15 protein-coding genes are annotated in these 13,918 nt (G+C 34.7%); 4 read left to right on the top strand and 11 right to left on the bottom strand.

The window, feature by feature from the left end:
* Window positions 1–90 precede the first annotated feature (90 nt).
* From ACFQ1K_RS00980 to ACFQ1K_RS00955, 6 genes are all read right to left on the bottom strand, one after another.
* Window positions 91–867, bottom strand: coding sequence for an RMD1 family protein (locus ACFQ1K_RS00980; protein ID WP_320555697.1), 777 nt, complete (start codon window positions 865–867; stop codon window positions 91–93).
* Complete coding sequence (locus tag ACFQ1K_RS00975; protein ID WP_386133567.1) at window positions 867–1,280, bottom strand: VOC family protein; 414 nt, start codon at window positions 1,278–1,280, stop codon at window positions 867–869. Before ACFQ1K_RS00975 ends, ACFQ1K_RS00980 begins: the two co-directional genes overlap by 1 nt.
* Window positions 1,281–1,354: 74 nt before the next feature.
* Entirely contained in the window at window positions 1,355–1,681 is a 327-nt protein-coding gene (locus ACFQ1K_RS00970; protein ID WP_320555699.1) for a hypothetical protein, read from the bottom strand.
* Window positions 1,682–1,696: 15 nt separating this feature from the next.
* A complete protein-coding gene (locus ACFQ1K_RS00965; RefSeq protein ID WP_320555700.1) occupies window positions 1,697–2,674 on the bottom strand; it encodes a deoxyhypusine synthase family protein in 978 nt (325 codons plus the stop codon).
* Entirely contained in the window at window positions 2,664–3,605 is a 942-nt protein-coding gene (gene speB / locus ACFQ1K_RS00960) for an agmatinase (protein WP_320555701.1), read from the bottom strand. Before speB ends, ACFQ1K_RS00965 begins: the two co-directional genes overlap by 11 nt.
* A 67-nt stretch (window positions 3,606–3,672) precedes the next feature.
* A complete protein-coding gene (locus tag ACFQ1K_RS00955) occupies window positions 3,673–5,064 on the bottom strand; it encodes an arginine decarboxylase (RefSeq protein WP_320555702.1) in 1,392 nt (463 codons plus the stop codon).
* A gap of 704 nt (window positions 5,065–5,768) precedes the next feature.
* On the opposite strand from ACFQ1K_RS00955, the gene ACFQ1K_RS00950 reads away from it, so the two are divergent.
* The 4 genes from ACFQ1K_RS00950 to ACFQ1K_RS00935 all read left to right on the top strand — a co-directional run bounded on the left by ACFQ1K_RS00950 (window position 5,769) and on the right by ACFQ1K_RS00935 (window position 8,545).
* Entirely contained in the window at window positions 5,769–6,233 is a 465-nt protein-coding gene (locus ACFQ1K_RS00950) for a RidA family protein (RefSeq protein WP_320555703.1), read from the top strand.
* A 172-nt stretch (window positions 6,234–6,405) separates the two neighbouring features.
* Window positions 6,406–6,897 (top strand): hypothetical protein, encoded by a 492-nt coding sequence (locus ACFQ1K_RS00945; protein WP_320555704.1) that lies wholly within the window; start codon window positions 6,406–6,408, stop codon window positions 6,895–6,897.
* Window positions 6,898–7,099: 202 nt separating this feature from the next.
* Entirely contained in the window at window positions 7,100–7,516 is a 417-nt protein-coding gene (locus ACFQ1K_RS00940; RefSeq protein ID WP_320555705.1) for a carboxypeptidase-like regulatory domain-containing protein, read from the top strand.
* Window positions 7,517–7,525: 9 nt separating this feature from the next.
* On the top strand, window positions 7,526–8,545 hold the full coding sequence (locus ACFQ1K_RS00935; protein ID WP_386133560.1) for a transglutaminase domain-containing protein: 1,020 nt from the start codon (window positions 7,526–7,528) through the stop codon (window positions 8,543–8,545).
* 3 nt (window positions 8,546–8,548) lie between these two features.
* On the opposite strand, the gene ACFQ1K_RS00930 is transcribed toward ACFQ1K_RS00935, so the two are convergent.
* The 5 genes from ACFQ1K_RS00930 to ACFQ1K_RS00910 form a co-directional block, all read right to left on the bottom strand.
* Complete coding sequence (locus ACFQ1K_RS00930) at window positions 8,549–9,394, bottom strand: pseudouridine synthase (RefSeq protein WP_320555707.1); 846 nt, start codon at window positions 9,392–9,394, stop codon at window positions 8,549–8,551.
* A gap of 112 nt (window positions 9,395–9,506) precedes the next feature.
* Window positions 9,507–10,409 (bottom strand): geranylgeranylglycerol-phosphate geranylgeranyltransferase, encoded by a 903-nt coding sequence (locus tag ACFQ1K_RS00925; RefSeq protein WP_320555708.1) that lies wholly within the window; start codon window positions 10,407–10,409, stop codon window positions 9,507–9,509.
* A gap of 67 nt (window positions 10,410–10,476) precedes the next feature.
* Window positions 10,477–11,406 (bottom strand): mevalonate kinase family protein, encoded by a 930-nt coding sequence (locus tag ACFQ1K_RS00920; protein ID WP_320555709.1) that lies wholly within the window; start codon window positions 11,404–11,406, stop codon window positions 10,477–10,479.
* Between the two features lie 76 nt (window positions 11,407–11,482).
* On the bottom strand, window positions 11,483–12,565 hold the full coding sequence (locus ACFQ1K_RS00915; protein WP_320555710.1) for a diphosphomevalonate/mevalonate 3,5-bisphosphate decarboxylase family protein: 1,083 nt from the start codon (window positions 12,563–12,565) through the stop codon (window positions 11,483–11,485).
* A 61-nt stretch (window positions 12,566–12,626) separates the two neighbouring features.
* Entirely contained in the window at window positions 12,627–13,853 is a 1,227-nt protein-coding gene (locus tag ACFQ1K_RS00910) for a BaiN/RdsA family NAD(P)/FAD-dependent oxidoreductase (RefSeq protein WP_320555776.1), read from the bottom strand.
* Window positions 13,854–13,918 lie beyond the last annotated feature (65 nt).

The following is a 13,918-nucleotide window of genomic DNA, read 5'->3' as shown; positions in this document are numbered from 1 at the left end:
TGGGAGTTTACCACCTCAAGCCCAAGTGCTTTTAGCTCACCATCTGAGACAGCGATAACTGTGGTTTTTCTTTGGAGTTTTCTTTGTCTTTTAAAACAGTTTTAGAATAAACAAATCTATGACTTCTACCAAAATTAGAATGATAATAATCCACTCTAAACGGCTACTTTCTCTATGATCCATAATATCCTTAAAGAGTTCTAGATTCTCTTTAATAATTTCTATTCTATCATGGATTAAGTGGTATCGATCCTTAAGATCAAAGGTTTTCTTTAACTCAATATTTAATTTATTTAACTGCTCATCTTCCCAGGTGATATCTGGTGAGTCAAAAATGTATAGATTTTCTGAAATCTTATTCTTGATATTCAATACCTTACCTATAAAGCGTTTTAGCTTGTTACCTGATATATTGAGTTTTCCTTTGGATTCTAAGTATTTTGTATGCTCATTAGTCTCAATCAATAAGGCTTCAGTAATTTCAGAATAGCGGTTTAAGGCGACCGATTGAGATGCATTTAGCATCACTAGGCGAATCATTTCGCTATCAAAGTCTGGCAACACAATGCTTTCAAAATTTACCTGAAGCGTGTCGGTCTTTATTTCCACATTGACTTCTTCGGCAATTTTATTTGTAAAATAGATATCACAAAATGGCTTAATTAGGGTTAATGCACTATCGATCTCCGTTTTAGAAAGATTGAAGAAACTAACCATTCCATACTGAAACAGGTAAATGTACTTATCTTCTGAATATAAATAGAATAATTCATCACTATCTTGAAACAACAGATGCCATTGCAATTGTTGTTTGCACTCTTTGGTACTGATAGTGTTTGCTACCTGATAAGCGACAACCGGTAACATTATGCTACAAACATATCTTGAGGTTCTTTAAAACTTTTAAACTCTAACATGTAATCATTTGGGTCTTTAATGAAAAACGATAGATGCTCTCCCGTCTTATCTTTTAAAAAAGTGGTTTTGGTTACAACCTCCAACTTTTGCTTAGTAAGCTTGGAATAGATGTTTTTCAGATTATCAGCACCCACAATAACACCAAAGTGAAAAGATGGCAAAATTTTACCTTCAAACACATAATTTGGATTATTAAAGTTAAATTTTTCAGCTTTTATAAATGTAATTTGGTGCCCAAATAAATTTATATCTACCCAGTTTTCTGAGGTTCTTCCTGCAGAAGCGCCAATGTTTTTAATGTAAAAGTCTTGAGTTTCGTTTACACTCAAACACGGTAGTGACATGTGAAATGACGTTTCCATAATTTAAGCACTTAGAGTTTATAACTTTTTAGTATAAAGAAAGTTACAAAATTATATGACACCGGTAAGGAAAATTAATCAAAATCCTCTTCATCAGATTCATCAGCAATTTCTGGGTCTTGGACCGCTTCTGGATCGTCATTGTCAAAATCTTCATAATCATCCTCATCATAATTCTCCATTGTAACCGCCAATTTTGTGCTTACCTTCACTAAATATTTAGTGTCTTCCGTAGTGACTTCAACAGCATCTATAATCTCATTTTTGGCATTTCTAAAGGTAATAATGTGGTCTTCATCATAACCATCAGGATATTTTTCCACCAATAAGGCAAGTATCTCTGGTGTTAACTTTTTAAAGTCAACTATGACACGTTTTAAATGTTGGTCTTTTCTGTTCATCTTTTTAGGTTGGATTTACATGTCCAAAAGGTACGCAAAAATTAATGGCGCAACAATGGTTGCATCACTTTCTATGATAAATTTTGGTGTATTAATATCTAATTTTCCCCAAGTAATCTTTTCGTTTGGTACAGCACCAGAATACGACCCATAACTTGTGGTACTGTCACTTATTTGGCAAAAGTAACTCCAAAATGGTGTATCTGTACGTTCCATATCCTGATAGAGCATTGGGACAACACAAATAGGAAAATCTCCTGCTATACCGCCACCAATTTGGAAGAACCCAATCCCTTTTTCAGAGTTGTATGTATACCAATCTGCTAAAAACGTCATGTACTCAATACCCGATTTCATCGTACTGGCTTTCAATTCTCCTTTAAGTACATAACTTGCAAAAATATTGCCCATGGTACTGTCTTCCCAACCAGGACAAACTATAGGTAAGTTTTTTTCTGCTGCGGCATACATCCAAGAATCTTTCAAGTCTATCTCATAATATTCTTCTAAAGCCCCTGACAACAACAACTTATACATGTACTCATGTGGCAAGTAACGTTCTCCTTTAGCTTCTGCCTCTTTCCAAATTTTTACAATATGCTGTTGAATTCTTCTAAACGCTTCCTCTTCTGGTATACATGTATCTGTAACTCGGTTCAGTCCCTTTTCTAACAAATCCCATTCATCCTGTGGCGTTAAATCACGATAATTAGGAACACGCTTGTAATGACTGTGTGCTACCAAGTTCATTATATCTTCTTCTAAGTTAGCACCTGTACAGGATATAATGTGCACTTTATCCTGACGAATCATTTCTGCAAATATTTTTCCCAATTCTGCGGTACTCATTGCTCCAGCTAAGGATACTAGCATCTTAGCACCATTGTTAAGCTGGTCCTCATAACCTTTGGCCGCATCGACCAAAGCTGCTGCATTAAAATGGAGGTAATACTTTTCTATAAATTGGGATATGTGTCCTTTGTTAGTACTCATCGTCATCGTTAAATTTAGAAAATTTATTAGTTCCAGATGAACCATTATTGAAATTACTTTCAAAATCGTCCTCTACATCTTCGTCCTGAAACTTATAACTTAACATTTTATAATACAACTTTGCCGCCAAGAAATCGGATGACTTTTCATTTTTATTTGGACAAAGCTCTACAATATCAAAGCCAACTACATTTTTTTCTTCAAACACCTGTTTTAAGAACTCTAAAGTCTCATACCAGAATAATCCTCCAGGCTCTGGCGTACCAGTACTTGGCATTATAGAAGGGTCAAAAGCATCCAAATCGAAGGTTATAAACACGTTGTCTGTCATCTGATCTATTGCAGAGTCCATCCAATTATCATCTACAGCCATTTCGTGAGCAAAGTAAGTTTTGTCCTCATCCATCACTGTTTTTTCGATCGCATCCATTGAACGGATACCAACCTGAATTAAATTTGTTGTTTGGCTAGCTTCGTAAACAGCACAAGCATGGTTACATTTTGAGCCTTCGTAACTTTCTCGCAAATCGGCATGGGCATCAATATGCAATACCGTTAAGTCTTCAAACATTTCATTAAACGCTCTTATTGTACCGATTGAGATAGAATGCTCACCACCAAAGATTGTAACAAACTTGTTCTTTTTAATATAGGTTTTGGTTGCTTGATGCACAGCCTCAACCATGGCTTCTGGTGAGGCATTTTCTGTTACTGCATCTGCTAAGTGAATACCTTGAAGGTACACTTCAGAATCGGTTTCAATATCATACAGTTCCATGTTTTCCGATGCGTGTAAAAATGCCTCTGGGCCCTTATCTGCACCTTTCTGCCATGTACTTGTACCATCATAAGGTACTGGGATTAAAACAATCTTTGACTGCTCTAATTTTGAATGCTCTGCTGGAATTCCAGCGTAAGTTTTTGTGTTCATTTTTTTAATTCCTGAAAGGGAAATTGGTTATTTATTCTTGTTGTTTTTTATTTGATTCTGAAATCTTTTAATATCCTAAAATATTCAGTAAATCTTCACTTTTTTGTTGTTCTGCAAAAACCTTGGTTGTTAAGTTTCCGTTATTATCACGTTGAATCAATATATGCTTAGGACTTGGGATTAAACAATGTTGTAGTCCACCAAAACCACCGATAGTTTCTTGATAGGCTCCCGTGTTAAAAAAACCAATGTACAAAGGCTTATCTTTATGATATTTTGGCAAATAAATAGCATTCACATGCTGCTCACTATTGTAATAATCGTCACTGTCACAAGTGAGACCGCCAAGTAACACGCGCTCATAAGTATCTTGCCATCGGTTTATGGGCAACATAATAAAACGTTTATTTATAGCCCAGCTATCTGGTAAAGTGGTGATAAAGGATGAGTTGATCATATTCCACTTCTCGCGATCATTTTGCTGTTTTTGGTACAACACTTTATATATAGCACCACCGCTTTCGCCAACTGTAAAGCTTCCAAATTCGGTAAAAATGTGAGGAACATCCACCTCCTCTTCTTCACAAACAGCCTTTATTTGGTTGACAATTTCATCTACCATGTAGGCATAATCAAAATCGAACGCCAATGAATTTTTAATAGGGAAACCTCCTCCAATATTTAAACTATCTAATGATGGGCAAATCTTCTTAAGTGCTGTGTATACCTTAAGACATTTGGTTAACTCATTCCAATAGTAAGCATTATCTCTAATACCCGTGTTAATAAAGAAATGTAGCATCTTAAGCTCTACCTGCGCATTATCCTGAATTTGATTTTTGTAGAATGGTACAATATTTTTGTAGCCTATTCCCAAACGGGATGTGTAAAACTCAAATTTAGGCTCTTCTTCAGATGCAATTCTAATCCCAACCTTAAACTTACCTTTAATTGCTTCTGTAAGCAAATCCAATTCTTCGTAATTGTCTATGATAGGAATACAGTTTTGATGGCCACCGTTTATTAAATCAGCAATATTGTTAACGTACTGCTCACGCTTAAAGCCATTACTTATCACAAAGGTTTTATCTGTAATCTTACCTTCTTTCTTTAAGTTGTTGACAATATCAATGTCGAATGCTGAAGAAGTTTCAATATGGATATCGTTTTTCAGGCCTTCGTCTAGCACATGCTTAAAGTGAGAACTCTTAGTACAATAACAGTAATTGTATGTGGCATTGTAATTGTGTTTGGCAAACGCTTCGGCAAACCAAGATTTGGCACGTTGAATATTGTTAGAAATTTGTGGCAAATAGGTAAACTTTAAAGGTGCACCGTACTGCTCAATCAATGCCATAAGATTAATACCATGAAATTGCAGTGCATTATCCTCAAGAAAAAACTCTTCTTGTGGAAAGTAAAAGGATTGATCAATGAGATCAATATATTTTGTGTTCATTTTTTGTTTAATTCTCAGTTATCAGGAAAATAAAGATATAAAGTTATATAGACAATTGGTGTTAACTAAATATCAAATCTGGAACTGGCTTTGTGTAGTGGGAACAAAACCAAAATTATGCTGACTGGCAGCAATCGGAGACGCGGAAGTTAGCTTTAAATTTCGGATGCTCATCTTATAAGCTACTTTTGAATATGACTTCCTAATTTTCAAAAGCCCGAACGTAAAAACAGTTTTCAAGGTGTTCAGCTAAATTTAGAATCTATTATGTTACCGACTCTAAATTTCATAACAAAAGTATGCTATTTTTTAATATGCCAAACATTTTATGATTTTTTTTAATGCGTTCAATTTTAAACATCAGTGAACCGATTAGTTTAAAATATTTTAATACGCACATGCATTTGAGGTCTTACCATAAATCAACAAACTAAAAAAGAACAAAAAAAATTAAATTTAAATACCAATCTATTGATTATCATTAGTATATTGATGATAATCTGTGCCTTCGGAATTAATTCACGTCCAACATTAGAAGAAATAGACGGACTAATCATGCACTGGGGCCAACATTTTGATACGGAATTTTCTAATTAGAATGTTGGTGAATTTAGAACGAAAATCAAGTGTATTATAGAAACTAAACCAATACAAAAATGAAAAAACTAACTCACCGACTGGCAATATTATTTACACTTTTTACTATGACTTTGACAATTCAGGGTTGTGGACAAAAAGAAGAAACTAAAGAGGTTGTAGAAGAAGTGATTATTGAATCCGAAGAACCTGAATATTTTCAATTAAGACCTGACGTAGAAAACGCATATGGATACACCCATGCTGTTAAGATTGGAAATGACATTAAGATCTCTGGAGCTGTAAGTATGGATGATGAAGGAAATCCAACAGCTATAGGCGACATAGAACAGCAGATGAAAAACTGCTATGCAGACTTAGAAAAAATATTAAATCACTTTGGCTGCACTTTTGATGATGTTGTAAAAGAGGATATTTTTACAACAAACATGGCATTAATGCTAGAAAAGTCAAGCTATCGAGCTGAAATCTACAAGAACGGTTTTCCAACAGGTTCTTGGCTTGAAGTAAAGGGGTTAGCACTTCCTGAATTTATGGTAGAAATAGAATTGGAAGCACATAAGTCTCAATAAAATTAAGAACTCAAAATAACATACATATCTCTTTTTGGTTGGACTTACTAATCAGAACATTAAGGCTTTTTACTAACTTTAAGGTGACGACTAAATGATGTCCATTACCTAAACAAAACCATCTCGAGAATGTTGCACTTAATCATAGCTATAACCATTAATCCATAATAAAATGAAAAATTTCTCACTTTTAATTCTGATCTTATTTTTGATGTCGTGTGTTGAAAAACATAATCCGATAGAGACCAAACATTCTGAAGAAAGAAGTATTGATATACAAGCCGAATTAGCGTCCATTGAAAAAACCCGAACCGCTTTCCAGCTTGCAATTAAAGAAAACAGATTTGGTGATTTAAAGAATTACGCTATTAAAGACGTAAAATCGCTTACGCCAGATTGTGGCAATTGGGAACCCTTTAAGAGCCTACGAGAAAATCCAACAGGCAAATTTCATTACGACAGCTTGGTTATGCGACCAAGAGAGACTGTCATCGTGAGTGATAGCGTAGCCTATGATTTTGGTACAAGTTCTACTTATTACACAAATGCCGAAGGAGATCCCATTGAACTAACCGCTACTTTTTTGGCGATACTTAAAAAAGATAAAAGTGATGGCCAATGGAAACTGCATAGAGAGGTTGCCAATACCAGAAAGTTAGAGTAAAACCGCCAAAAAATTATTGACTAAGGCTTGCTGTTGCCAATGCTCAATTCTAAATCAACTATTTTTTTAGGTGTACGTATTATCATGAATATTTAACTTACTGAAGCTAGCACTTTACTCAAGCAAAGGTATTAATAACTCAAACCTATTTTATATCTTTAACCAAACGCCATAGTTTAGTGGTAAACAAAACTTAGATATTATGAAAACACATGCATTAACACCTAGAAACATATTTAAAACTTTTGGTTTGGCAATAGCTTTAATGATGATCTTATTTACGTTTAATACCACTTACGGACAAACCAAAGAGGCTACACAAGAACGTACTATAAAAGGTTTAGTTACTAATGAAGATGGTCCGTTGCCTGGCGCCAATATTACATTAGAAGGTACCAGAATAGGTGCAGTTACCAACAATGATGGTGAATTTACTTTTCCAAAGAAATTAAAAACAGGTGACGTATTGATATTTAGCTACCTTGGTTATGAGACCCAAAAGATTGCGATTACGGACAATACCAGTTTTATTACCCTAGAGCTCACACCAGATATGGTAGAAATGATTGGTGCTGTAGACACGAATAAACCTTACAAGTCTAAACGTAAAAAGAATTAATTCTAAGCGTTGAAAAAAACAACACTTTTACTTCTGTTAAGTTTGAGTTTTACTTTCCTTAATGCTCAAATTAGGGATTTTAAAACGTTTAATTTTAAAAAAGCAGATAGTATTGCATTAGCCTTAAAAGGGGAGAGTCTTACCAATCTACCAGAACTTTCATACAAGCTTACTCACGAGCTTCATACTGATGTAGAACGATTTAGAGCTATTTACAGGTGGGTTTGTGCTAATATCTCTAATGATTATACTCTTTACCTTAAAAACAATCGTAAAAGACAACGTCTTAAAGATGATAGCATAAAGCTCGCTGCATGGAATACAAAATTTAGAACAAAACTATTTAAGCGGCTTCTTAATAAAAAGCGTACCATTTGCACAGGCTATGCGTATTTGGTTAAAACACTAGCCAATTTTGCAAACATCGAATGTGAAATCGTACAAGGATTTGGACGCGTGAGCACCACAGATATTGAAACCCTAGATTTGCCCAATCATTCTTGGAATGCAGTAAAACTCTCTGGTAAATGGTATCTTTGCGATCCTACATGGGCTAGTGGCATACCCAATCCTACAACTAACAAATTTAGTTTCAACTATAATGATGGGTTCTTTCTAGCGAACCCCAAACTATTTGCCATAAATCATTTTCCGGTAGAAAAGCGTTGGTGGCTATTAGATGATAACCAAGCACCTTCTTTTGAAGAGTTTTTGAGATCACCGGTTCTTTATGGTAATGCCTATAAACACCTAAATTTACATAAGACGCCTCTAATGATGCACCATACCATAAAACCGTTTCAAAAAATAGCATTTAAGTATCATTTAAAAAACACAGTCTCAACTACTAGTGTAACATTAGGTTTTGATAATGGTTTTGGTACATGGAAAGACCAACCTACTTCAATTAGCATTAATGACAAATTCTTAGATTTTGAGCACCAGTTTAATCAAACTGGGTTTTACGATGTGCATTTTTATCTAAATGACGATTTAATTTCCACGTATACGGTTGAAGTTAAAAAGTAACAATTAAAGCATCTTTAGAATATTAACCTCTTGTTCTGTGAGATGCTTCCAGTGTCCACGCGGAATATCCTTTTTAGTTAAGTGAGCAATTGCCACACAATCAACTTTTACCAAATCGTATTTTAGAGTTTCAAAAATGGTTCTTAAAATCGAATTTCCTGTATTTTTTATTTTGATGCCTATAATATTCTTAGGCTCACCATCAATATAGCTGATCTCTTCAACTGTAATTAATTTACCATTTACATTAAACCCTTCTTGTATCTTTTTTAAATCTTCGAACTTTAGATTTTTATCTAGTTCTACTTGGAAAAGACGTGCCACTCCTTTCTTGGAATTAGTAAACTTTTGTACAATTTTATCATCGTTGGTAAACAATAAAAGTCCTAAGGAATTTCTACCTAAACGCCCTATGGGTTTAATATTGGCATTTGTAGCATTGGCGACCAAATCCATTACTGTTGGTCCTTTACTTTGGGCAGTTGTCGTCGCAAAGCCTTTAGGCTTGTTAAGCAACACATAAACATTAGGTTCTGGCGCAATACGACGACCATCGAAACGCACATCATCAGAACGTTTTACTTTATAGCCCATTTCGGTAACCACCTTTCCGTTAACAGTAACTAACCCAATCGCGATGTTTTCGTCCGCTTCTCTACGCGAACAAATACCAGAATTGGCTATGTATTTATTCAATCGAATTTCATCTGTATTAGTCGATGATTTTGATTTTGATTGCGCTTTCTTTTTAAAAGGAGCATTACCTCTCGCAAAACTCTTTGATTTGCGGTTAGCCTGGCCTCTTCCTGAAGTTTTTCCTCTTCCTTTGCTATCTTGATGTCTGCTCATATTATTTTTTATTTCGTCCCTATAAACGTGGATGAATTTTGGTACAAAGGTATAACAATAGTTAATATCTGCTGTTTTATTTGTAAAGTTGTTTTTAGATGTAATTAAAGGATTATAAACGATTTAAAACTACGGATACGTCAATAAGTAAAATTGAGACGACTCCTGCCACAATAATAAACTTTAAAATATTGTGAAGAAGTAAATAGTGCAATTTTTTATTTGATCTCCAAAGAATTAATATAAATAGTACTAATAAGGCTATACTCACATAGAAGAAATAATACATATAGCCAATCTTAAAAAAAAGAATAAGTACGATTCCAGAAATTATAGTTGAAATAGCTAAGACACTTAACATGCGTTTTGAGGTTTCTTCTCCATAAACAACCGGTACTGTCTTATAACCTAATGCGAAATCACCTTTGATATTTTCTAAATCCTTAGTTAACTCACGCATCGATACTAACAAAAACAAGAATATAGCATGTGCGAATATGACCAACTCAAAATTTTGGTAATAGATAAATATTGCAAAAAATGGAGTTACGGTAAGTATAGCGGATACTAAATTACCCGTCATTGGTCGCTTTTTTAATCGGTGCGAATACAACCATATTGCAAAAATGTAGAGTGCAAAAAATACGACTGCCCTAAAAGACACATAACTCGCACAGACCACAGCAAGAAAGTTTAAAACAAAATAAAATGATAGTTTGGTGTTTTGGCTAACTAAACGATCTAACATGGTTTTTCTAGGCCTATTGATTAAGTCCTTCTCAGAATCGTAAAAATTGTTAATGATATATCCTGCAGCAATGGTTGCTGATGATGCTAACACCAGCATTAATAAATTAATATCAAATAATACGGCCTTTACAGGTTTGTTGTGAGCAAAAATGTAAACAGATGCTAAATATTGTGCTATAACTACAACTAAAATATTGTAGCCTCGAACTACCGAAAACAAGCTAAAAAACTTTAAAAGAATATGTTTCTGTCGTCTTGTTAGCATGGATTAGAATTAAAAAAACCTCACAAATCACGAAAATTTGCGAGGCTTAAATGTAATGTTTTTAAGCTTAAAAATTGTAAACCACTTCCAACTTCTGACCTTTAAGAGCTTCCTTGGCCTTTTCGATGTCTTCTGTAAACCCTAAAATATAACCTCCACCTCCAGATCCACAAAGTTTAAGGTAGTAATCGTTAGTCTCGATACCTTTTTTCCACAACTCATGGAATTCTTGTGGTATCATTGGTTTGAAGTTATTTAATACAATCTTGGAAAGTTGTTTTGTATTTCTGAATAAAGATTTGATATCACCTTTTAAAAAATCGTCTACACAGGCATCAGTGTGCTTTATAAATTGTTCTTTCAGCATACTACGGAAGCCTTCATTCTTCATGTTCTCCATAAATATACTTACCATAGGTGCTGTTTCACCCACAATACCACTATCCAATAAAAATACTGCACCTTTACCATCAGTACTTTGAGACGGAATGCCAGTAGCCTCGATATTATCTTTGGAATTTATCAATATTGGAAGGCTCAAATAGCTATTTAAAGGGTCAAGACCTGAAGATTTTCCATGAAAGAAAGACTCCATTTCAGAAAAAATTGCCTTTAGTTTTAATAGCTTTTCACGAGTTAAGTTTTCTAATACCGTGATTTTATCGGTGGCATATTTGTCGTAAATTGCTGCAACTAGCGCACCACTACTTCCTACTCCATAGCCTTGTGGTATTGACGAATCAAAATACATACCGGCTTCTATGTCTGCCTTTAGGGTATCTATATCAAACGACACTAAATCCTTATCTAAATTCTCTAAATAAGATGCAAAACGACTTAAACTTTGGTTTGACTTTAATGCTTCATCAGTTGGATTCTCATCCACCTTTAAAGCTCCGTTATAAAAATTATAAGGAATCGACAAACCCTTAGAATCTTTGATGATTCCGTACTCACCAAAGAGTAAAATTTTTGAATAGAAAAGGGGTCCTTTCATACTATGCTAAACAATTTCTTTAAACAAATATACGTATAAATCTGCTATATAGTTTGCAATCAAGCTTTAAGCCATGTTATTTTTTGATTAATTCTGCACCATTACCTGCATGATCGGTAATAAAATGACCATTTTGGCAATAGGCCGCTAAATCATTTTTTATGAACTCTAAAACACTTTCCTTTTCAATCTCAGGATACAACACATGTACATTAGCACCTGCATCTAAAGTAAAACAGATATTAGAATCATTCTCGTTTCTATAGTTCCAAATCTTATTGATAATTTGAAGCGTATTAGGCTTCATTAAAATAAAATAGGGCATACTGGTCATCATCATGGCATGAAGCGTTAAGGCTTCGCTTTCTATTATATTTATGAATGCCTTTTGGTCTCCAGAGGCTAAAATAGCCTTTAGGTTTGCCAAATTTTCATGGGCTTGCTCAAACCGTTGGTGCGCAAATGGATGGCCATACATTAACTGATGCCCAACCGTACTGCTTACCTGTTTTTCGCCTTTATCTACCAGTAAAATTGTGTCCTGATAATTTTTGAAATTAGGGTGTACCTCACCATCAAACTTAATCCCATACAAATCCGAGCTTTCCGTACTTTTATTCTGTCCCCAAACCACTAGTTCTCCTTCTATACTTCGACATGCACTACCAGAACCTAAACGCGCTAAAAAAGATGCCTTTTTGTTAAAGTAATCCTTTGACATCATGATTTCCGTCAATTTTTCTTCCACACTCATTAAGCATAGGGCAATAGCACTCATTCCTGAAGCTGAAGAGGCAATACCAGAACTATGAGGAAAGGTATTGGAAGTTTCAATCTTAAAATGATAGTCTTTTATAAATGGCACGTAGACCTCAATACGCTCAAAAAACGTTTGGATCTTAGGTTTAAAAGCTTCGTTTTTTTCACCTTCAAAATATACCTCAAAACTATAACTATCGGATTCTTTCTTAGTAAAGGTTACTTCCGTGACGGTTTTACAGTTTGACAGGGTAAAACTAATAGACGGATTCTCTGGAATCTGATGTTCTCGTTTGCCCCAATACTTCACCAATGCAATGTTACTTGGAGAAGACCATTTTACTTTCCCTGAATCTATAGCGTTATTATATGACGTCAGAATAAAATCTTGCTCTACCACAATAAGTCTTTTTATAAGAGTGCAAATATACGCTAATCTTCATTAGAAATAATCCGAAGGTTTATCTGTTAGAATCTTTATTTCTTGCAATAGATTGGGACACAATGTAAGCTCCTGTCCATGCATTCTGAAAGTTAAAACCTCCAGTTACCGCATCCACATTGATAACCTCGCCAGCAAAATACAAGTTGGGAATTAACTTGCTCTCAAAGGTTTTAAAATTGATTTCTTTTAAGTCAACACCACCTGCTGTTACAAACTCTTCTTTGAACGTACTTTTCCCCGTAACCTTAAAAATTGTTTTAGTTAATTGGATCGCTAGTTCTTGAAGTTGTCCTTTGTTTATATCTGCCCAGCGATCATTTTCAGAAATATGAGAGGCTACTACTAGTTTTTTCCAAAGGCGTTTTGGCAAATCGAATTGTGCGCTACCGTAAACTAGCTTTTTAGCCAATGCCTGCTTCATCTCCTTCAAATCGTTTAAACTAGTTTCAAAATCTTGCTTTATGAAGTTAATTTCAATATCAAAATTATAATTCAGTTTGGCTAGCCCTAACGCACCAAATGCAGATAACTTTAATATAGCAGGAGCACTTAAACCAACATGTGTAATGAGTAATGGCCCCTCGGAAACCAAATCTGTTCCAACAACTTTGACCTCAACATTTTTTGCTACGACACCGGGAATGTCATTTATGCGTTCATCTTTTATATCAAAGGTGAATAACGAAGGTACAGGAGGTACAATGGTGTGTCCTAAACCTTCTAAAAGCTTCCAAATTTTTGGATTACTTCCTGTAGCGACAACTATTTTATTTGCCTCTACCTCAACTTGTGAGGTGCTAATAATAAATCCACCTTCATGGGATTTTATAGATTTTACGGAATGATTATACAAAACCTCAACATTGAGTTTTCTGACCTCATTTAAAAAACAGTCAATAATAGTTTGAGACGAATCAGAAACAGGAAACATTCTACCATCTTCTTCAACCTTTAATTCTACTCCGCGGTCTTCAAACCAAGCTATGGTGTCGCCTGTCATAAATCTATGAAATGGCCCTAATAGTTCCTTTTCACCTCTAGGATAATTTTGCACCAACTCTGATGGTATAAATTCTGCATGCGTCACATTACAACGTCCTCCTCCAGAAATCTTTACCTTTTGCAAACCTTCCTTACCACGTTCTAAGATCACGACGGACAATTCAGGATGCTGCTCTGCAATATTTATTGCAGCAAAAAAACCAGCGGCTCCTCCTCCAATAATTACGATGTCTCTTTGTATCTGCAAAATTCTGGTTTAAGAAGATTTTATGACTAATTCCTTGCTAATCCTAATCCCATTAATTA

This window comes from Winogradskyella aquimaris (genome assembly GCF_042676105.1).
Classification (GTDB): domain Bacteria; phylum Bacteroidota; class Bacteroidia; order Flavobacteriales; family Flavobacteriaceae; genus Winogradskyella; species Winogradskyella aquimaris.
Note: the sequence above shows the minus strand (reverse complement) of the source record. Positions and strands in the feature narration are given on the sequence as shown.

What these genes read in the sequence shown, in the direction of transcription:
- ACFQ1K_RS00965 (WP_320555700.1), bottom strand. Translation starts at nt 2,674, where the DNA reads ATGAGTACTAACAAAGGACACATATCCCAATTTATAGAAAAGTATTAC.
- ACFQ1K_RS00925 (WP_320555708.1), bottom strand. Translation starts at nt 10,409, where the DNA reads ATGCTAACAAGACGACAGAAACATATTCTTTTAAAGTTTTTTAGCTTG.
- ACFQ1K_RS00955 (WP_320555702.1), bottom strand. Translation starts at nt 5,064, where the DNA reads ATGAACACAAAATATATTGATCTCATTGATCAATCCTTTTACTTTCCA.
- ACFQ1K_RS00920 (WP_320555709.1), bottom strand. Translation starts at nt 11,406, where the DNA reads ATGAAAGGACCCCTTTTCTATTCAAAAATTTTACTCTTTGGTGAGTAC.
- ACFQ1K_RS00945 (WP_320555704.1), top strand. Translation starts at nt 6,406, where the DNA reads ATGAAAAATTTCTCACTTTTAATTCTGATCTTATTTTTGATGTCGTGT.
- ACFQ1K_RS00930 (WP_320555707.1), bottom strand. Translation starts at nt 9,394, where the DNA reads ATGAGCAGACATCAAGATAGCAAAGGAAGAGGAAAAACTTCAGGAAGA.
- ACFQ1K_RS00975 (WP_386133567.1), bottom strand. Translation starts at nt 1,280, where the DNA reads ATGGAAACGTCATTTCACATGTCACTACCGTGTTTGAGTGTAAACGAA.
- ACFQ1K_RS00970 (WP_320555699.1), bottom strand. Translation starts at nt 1,681, where the DNA reads ATGAACAGAAAAGACCAACATTTAAAACGTGTCATAGTTGACTTTAAA.
- ACFQ1K_RS00980 (WP_320555697.1), bottom strand. Translation starts at nt 867, where the DNA reads ATGTTACCGGTTGTCGCTTATCAGGTAGCAAACACTATCAGTACCAAA.
- ACFQ1K_RS00950 (WP_320555703.1), top strand. Translation starts at nt 5,769, where the DNA reads ATGACTTTGACAATTCAGGGTTGTGGACAAAAAGAAGAAACTAAAGAG.
- speB (WP_320555701.1), bottom strand. Translation starts at nt 3,605, where the DNA reads ATGAACACAAAAACTTACGCTGGAATTCCAGCAGAGCATTCAAAATTA.
- ACFQ1K_RS00940 (WP_320555705.1), top strand. Translation starts at nt 7,100, where the DNA reads ATGAAAACACATGCATTAACACCTAGAAACATATTTAAAACTTTTGGT.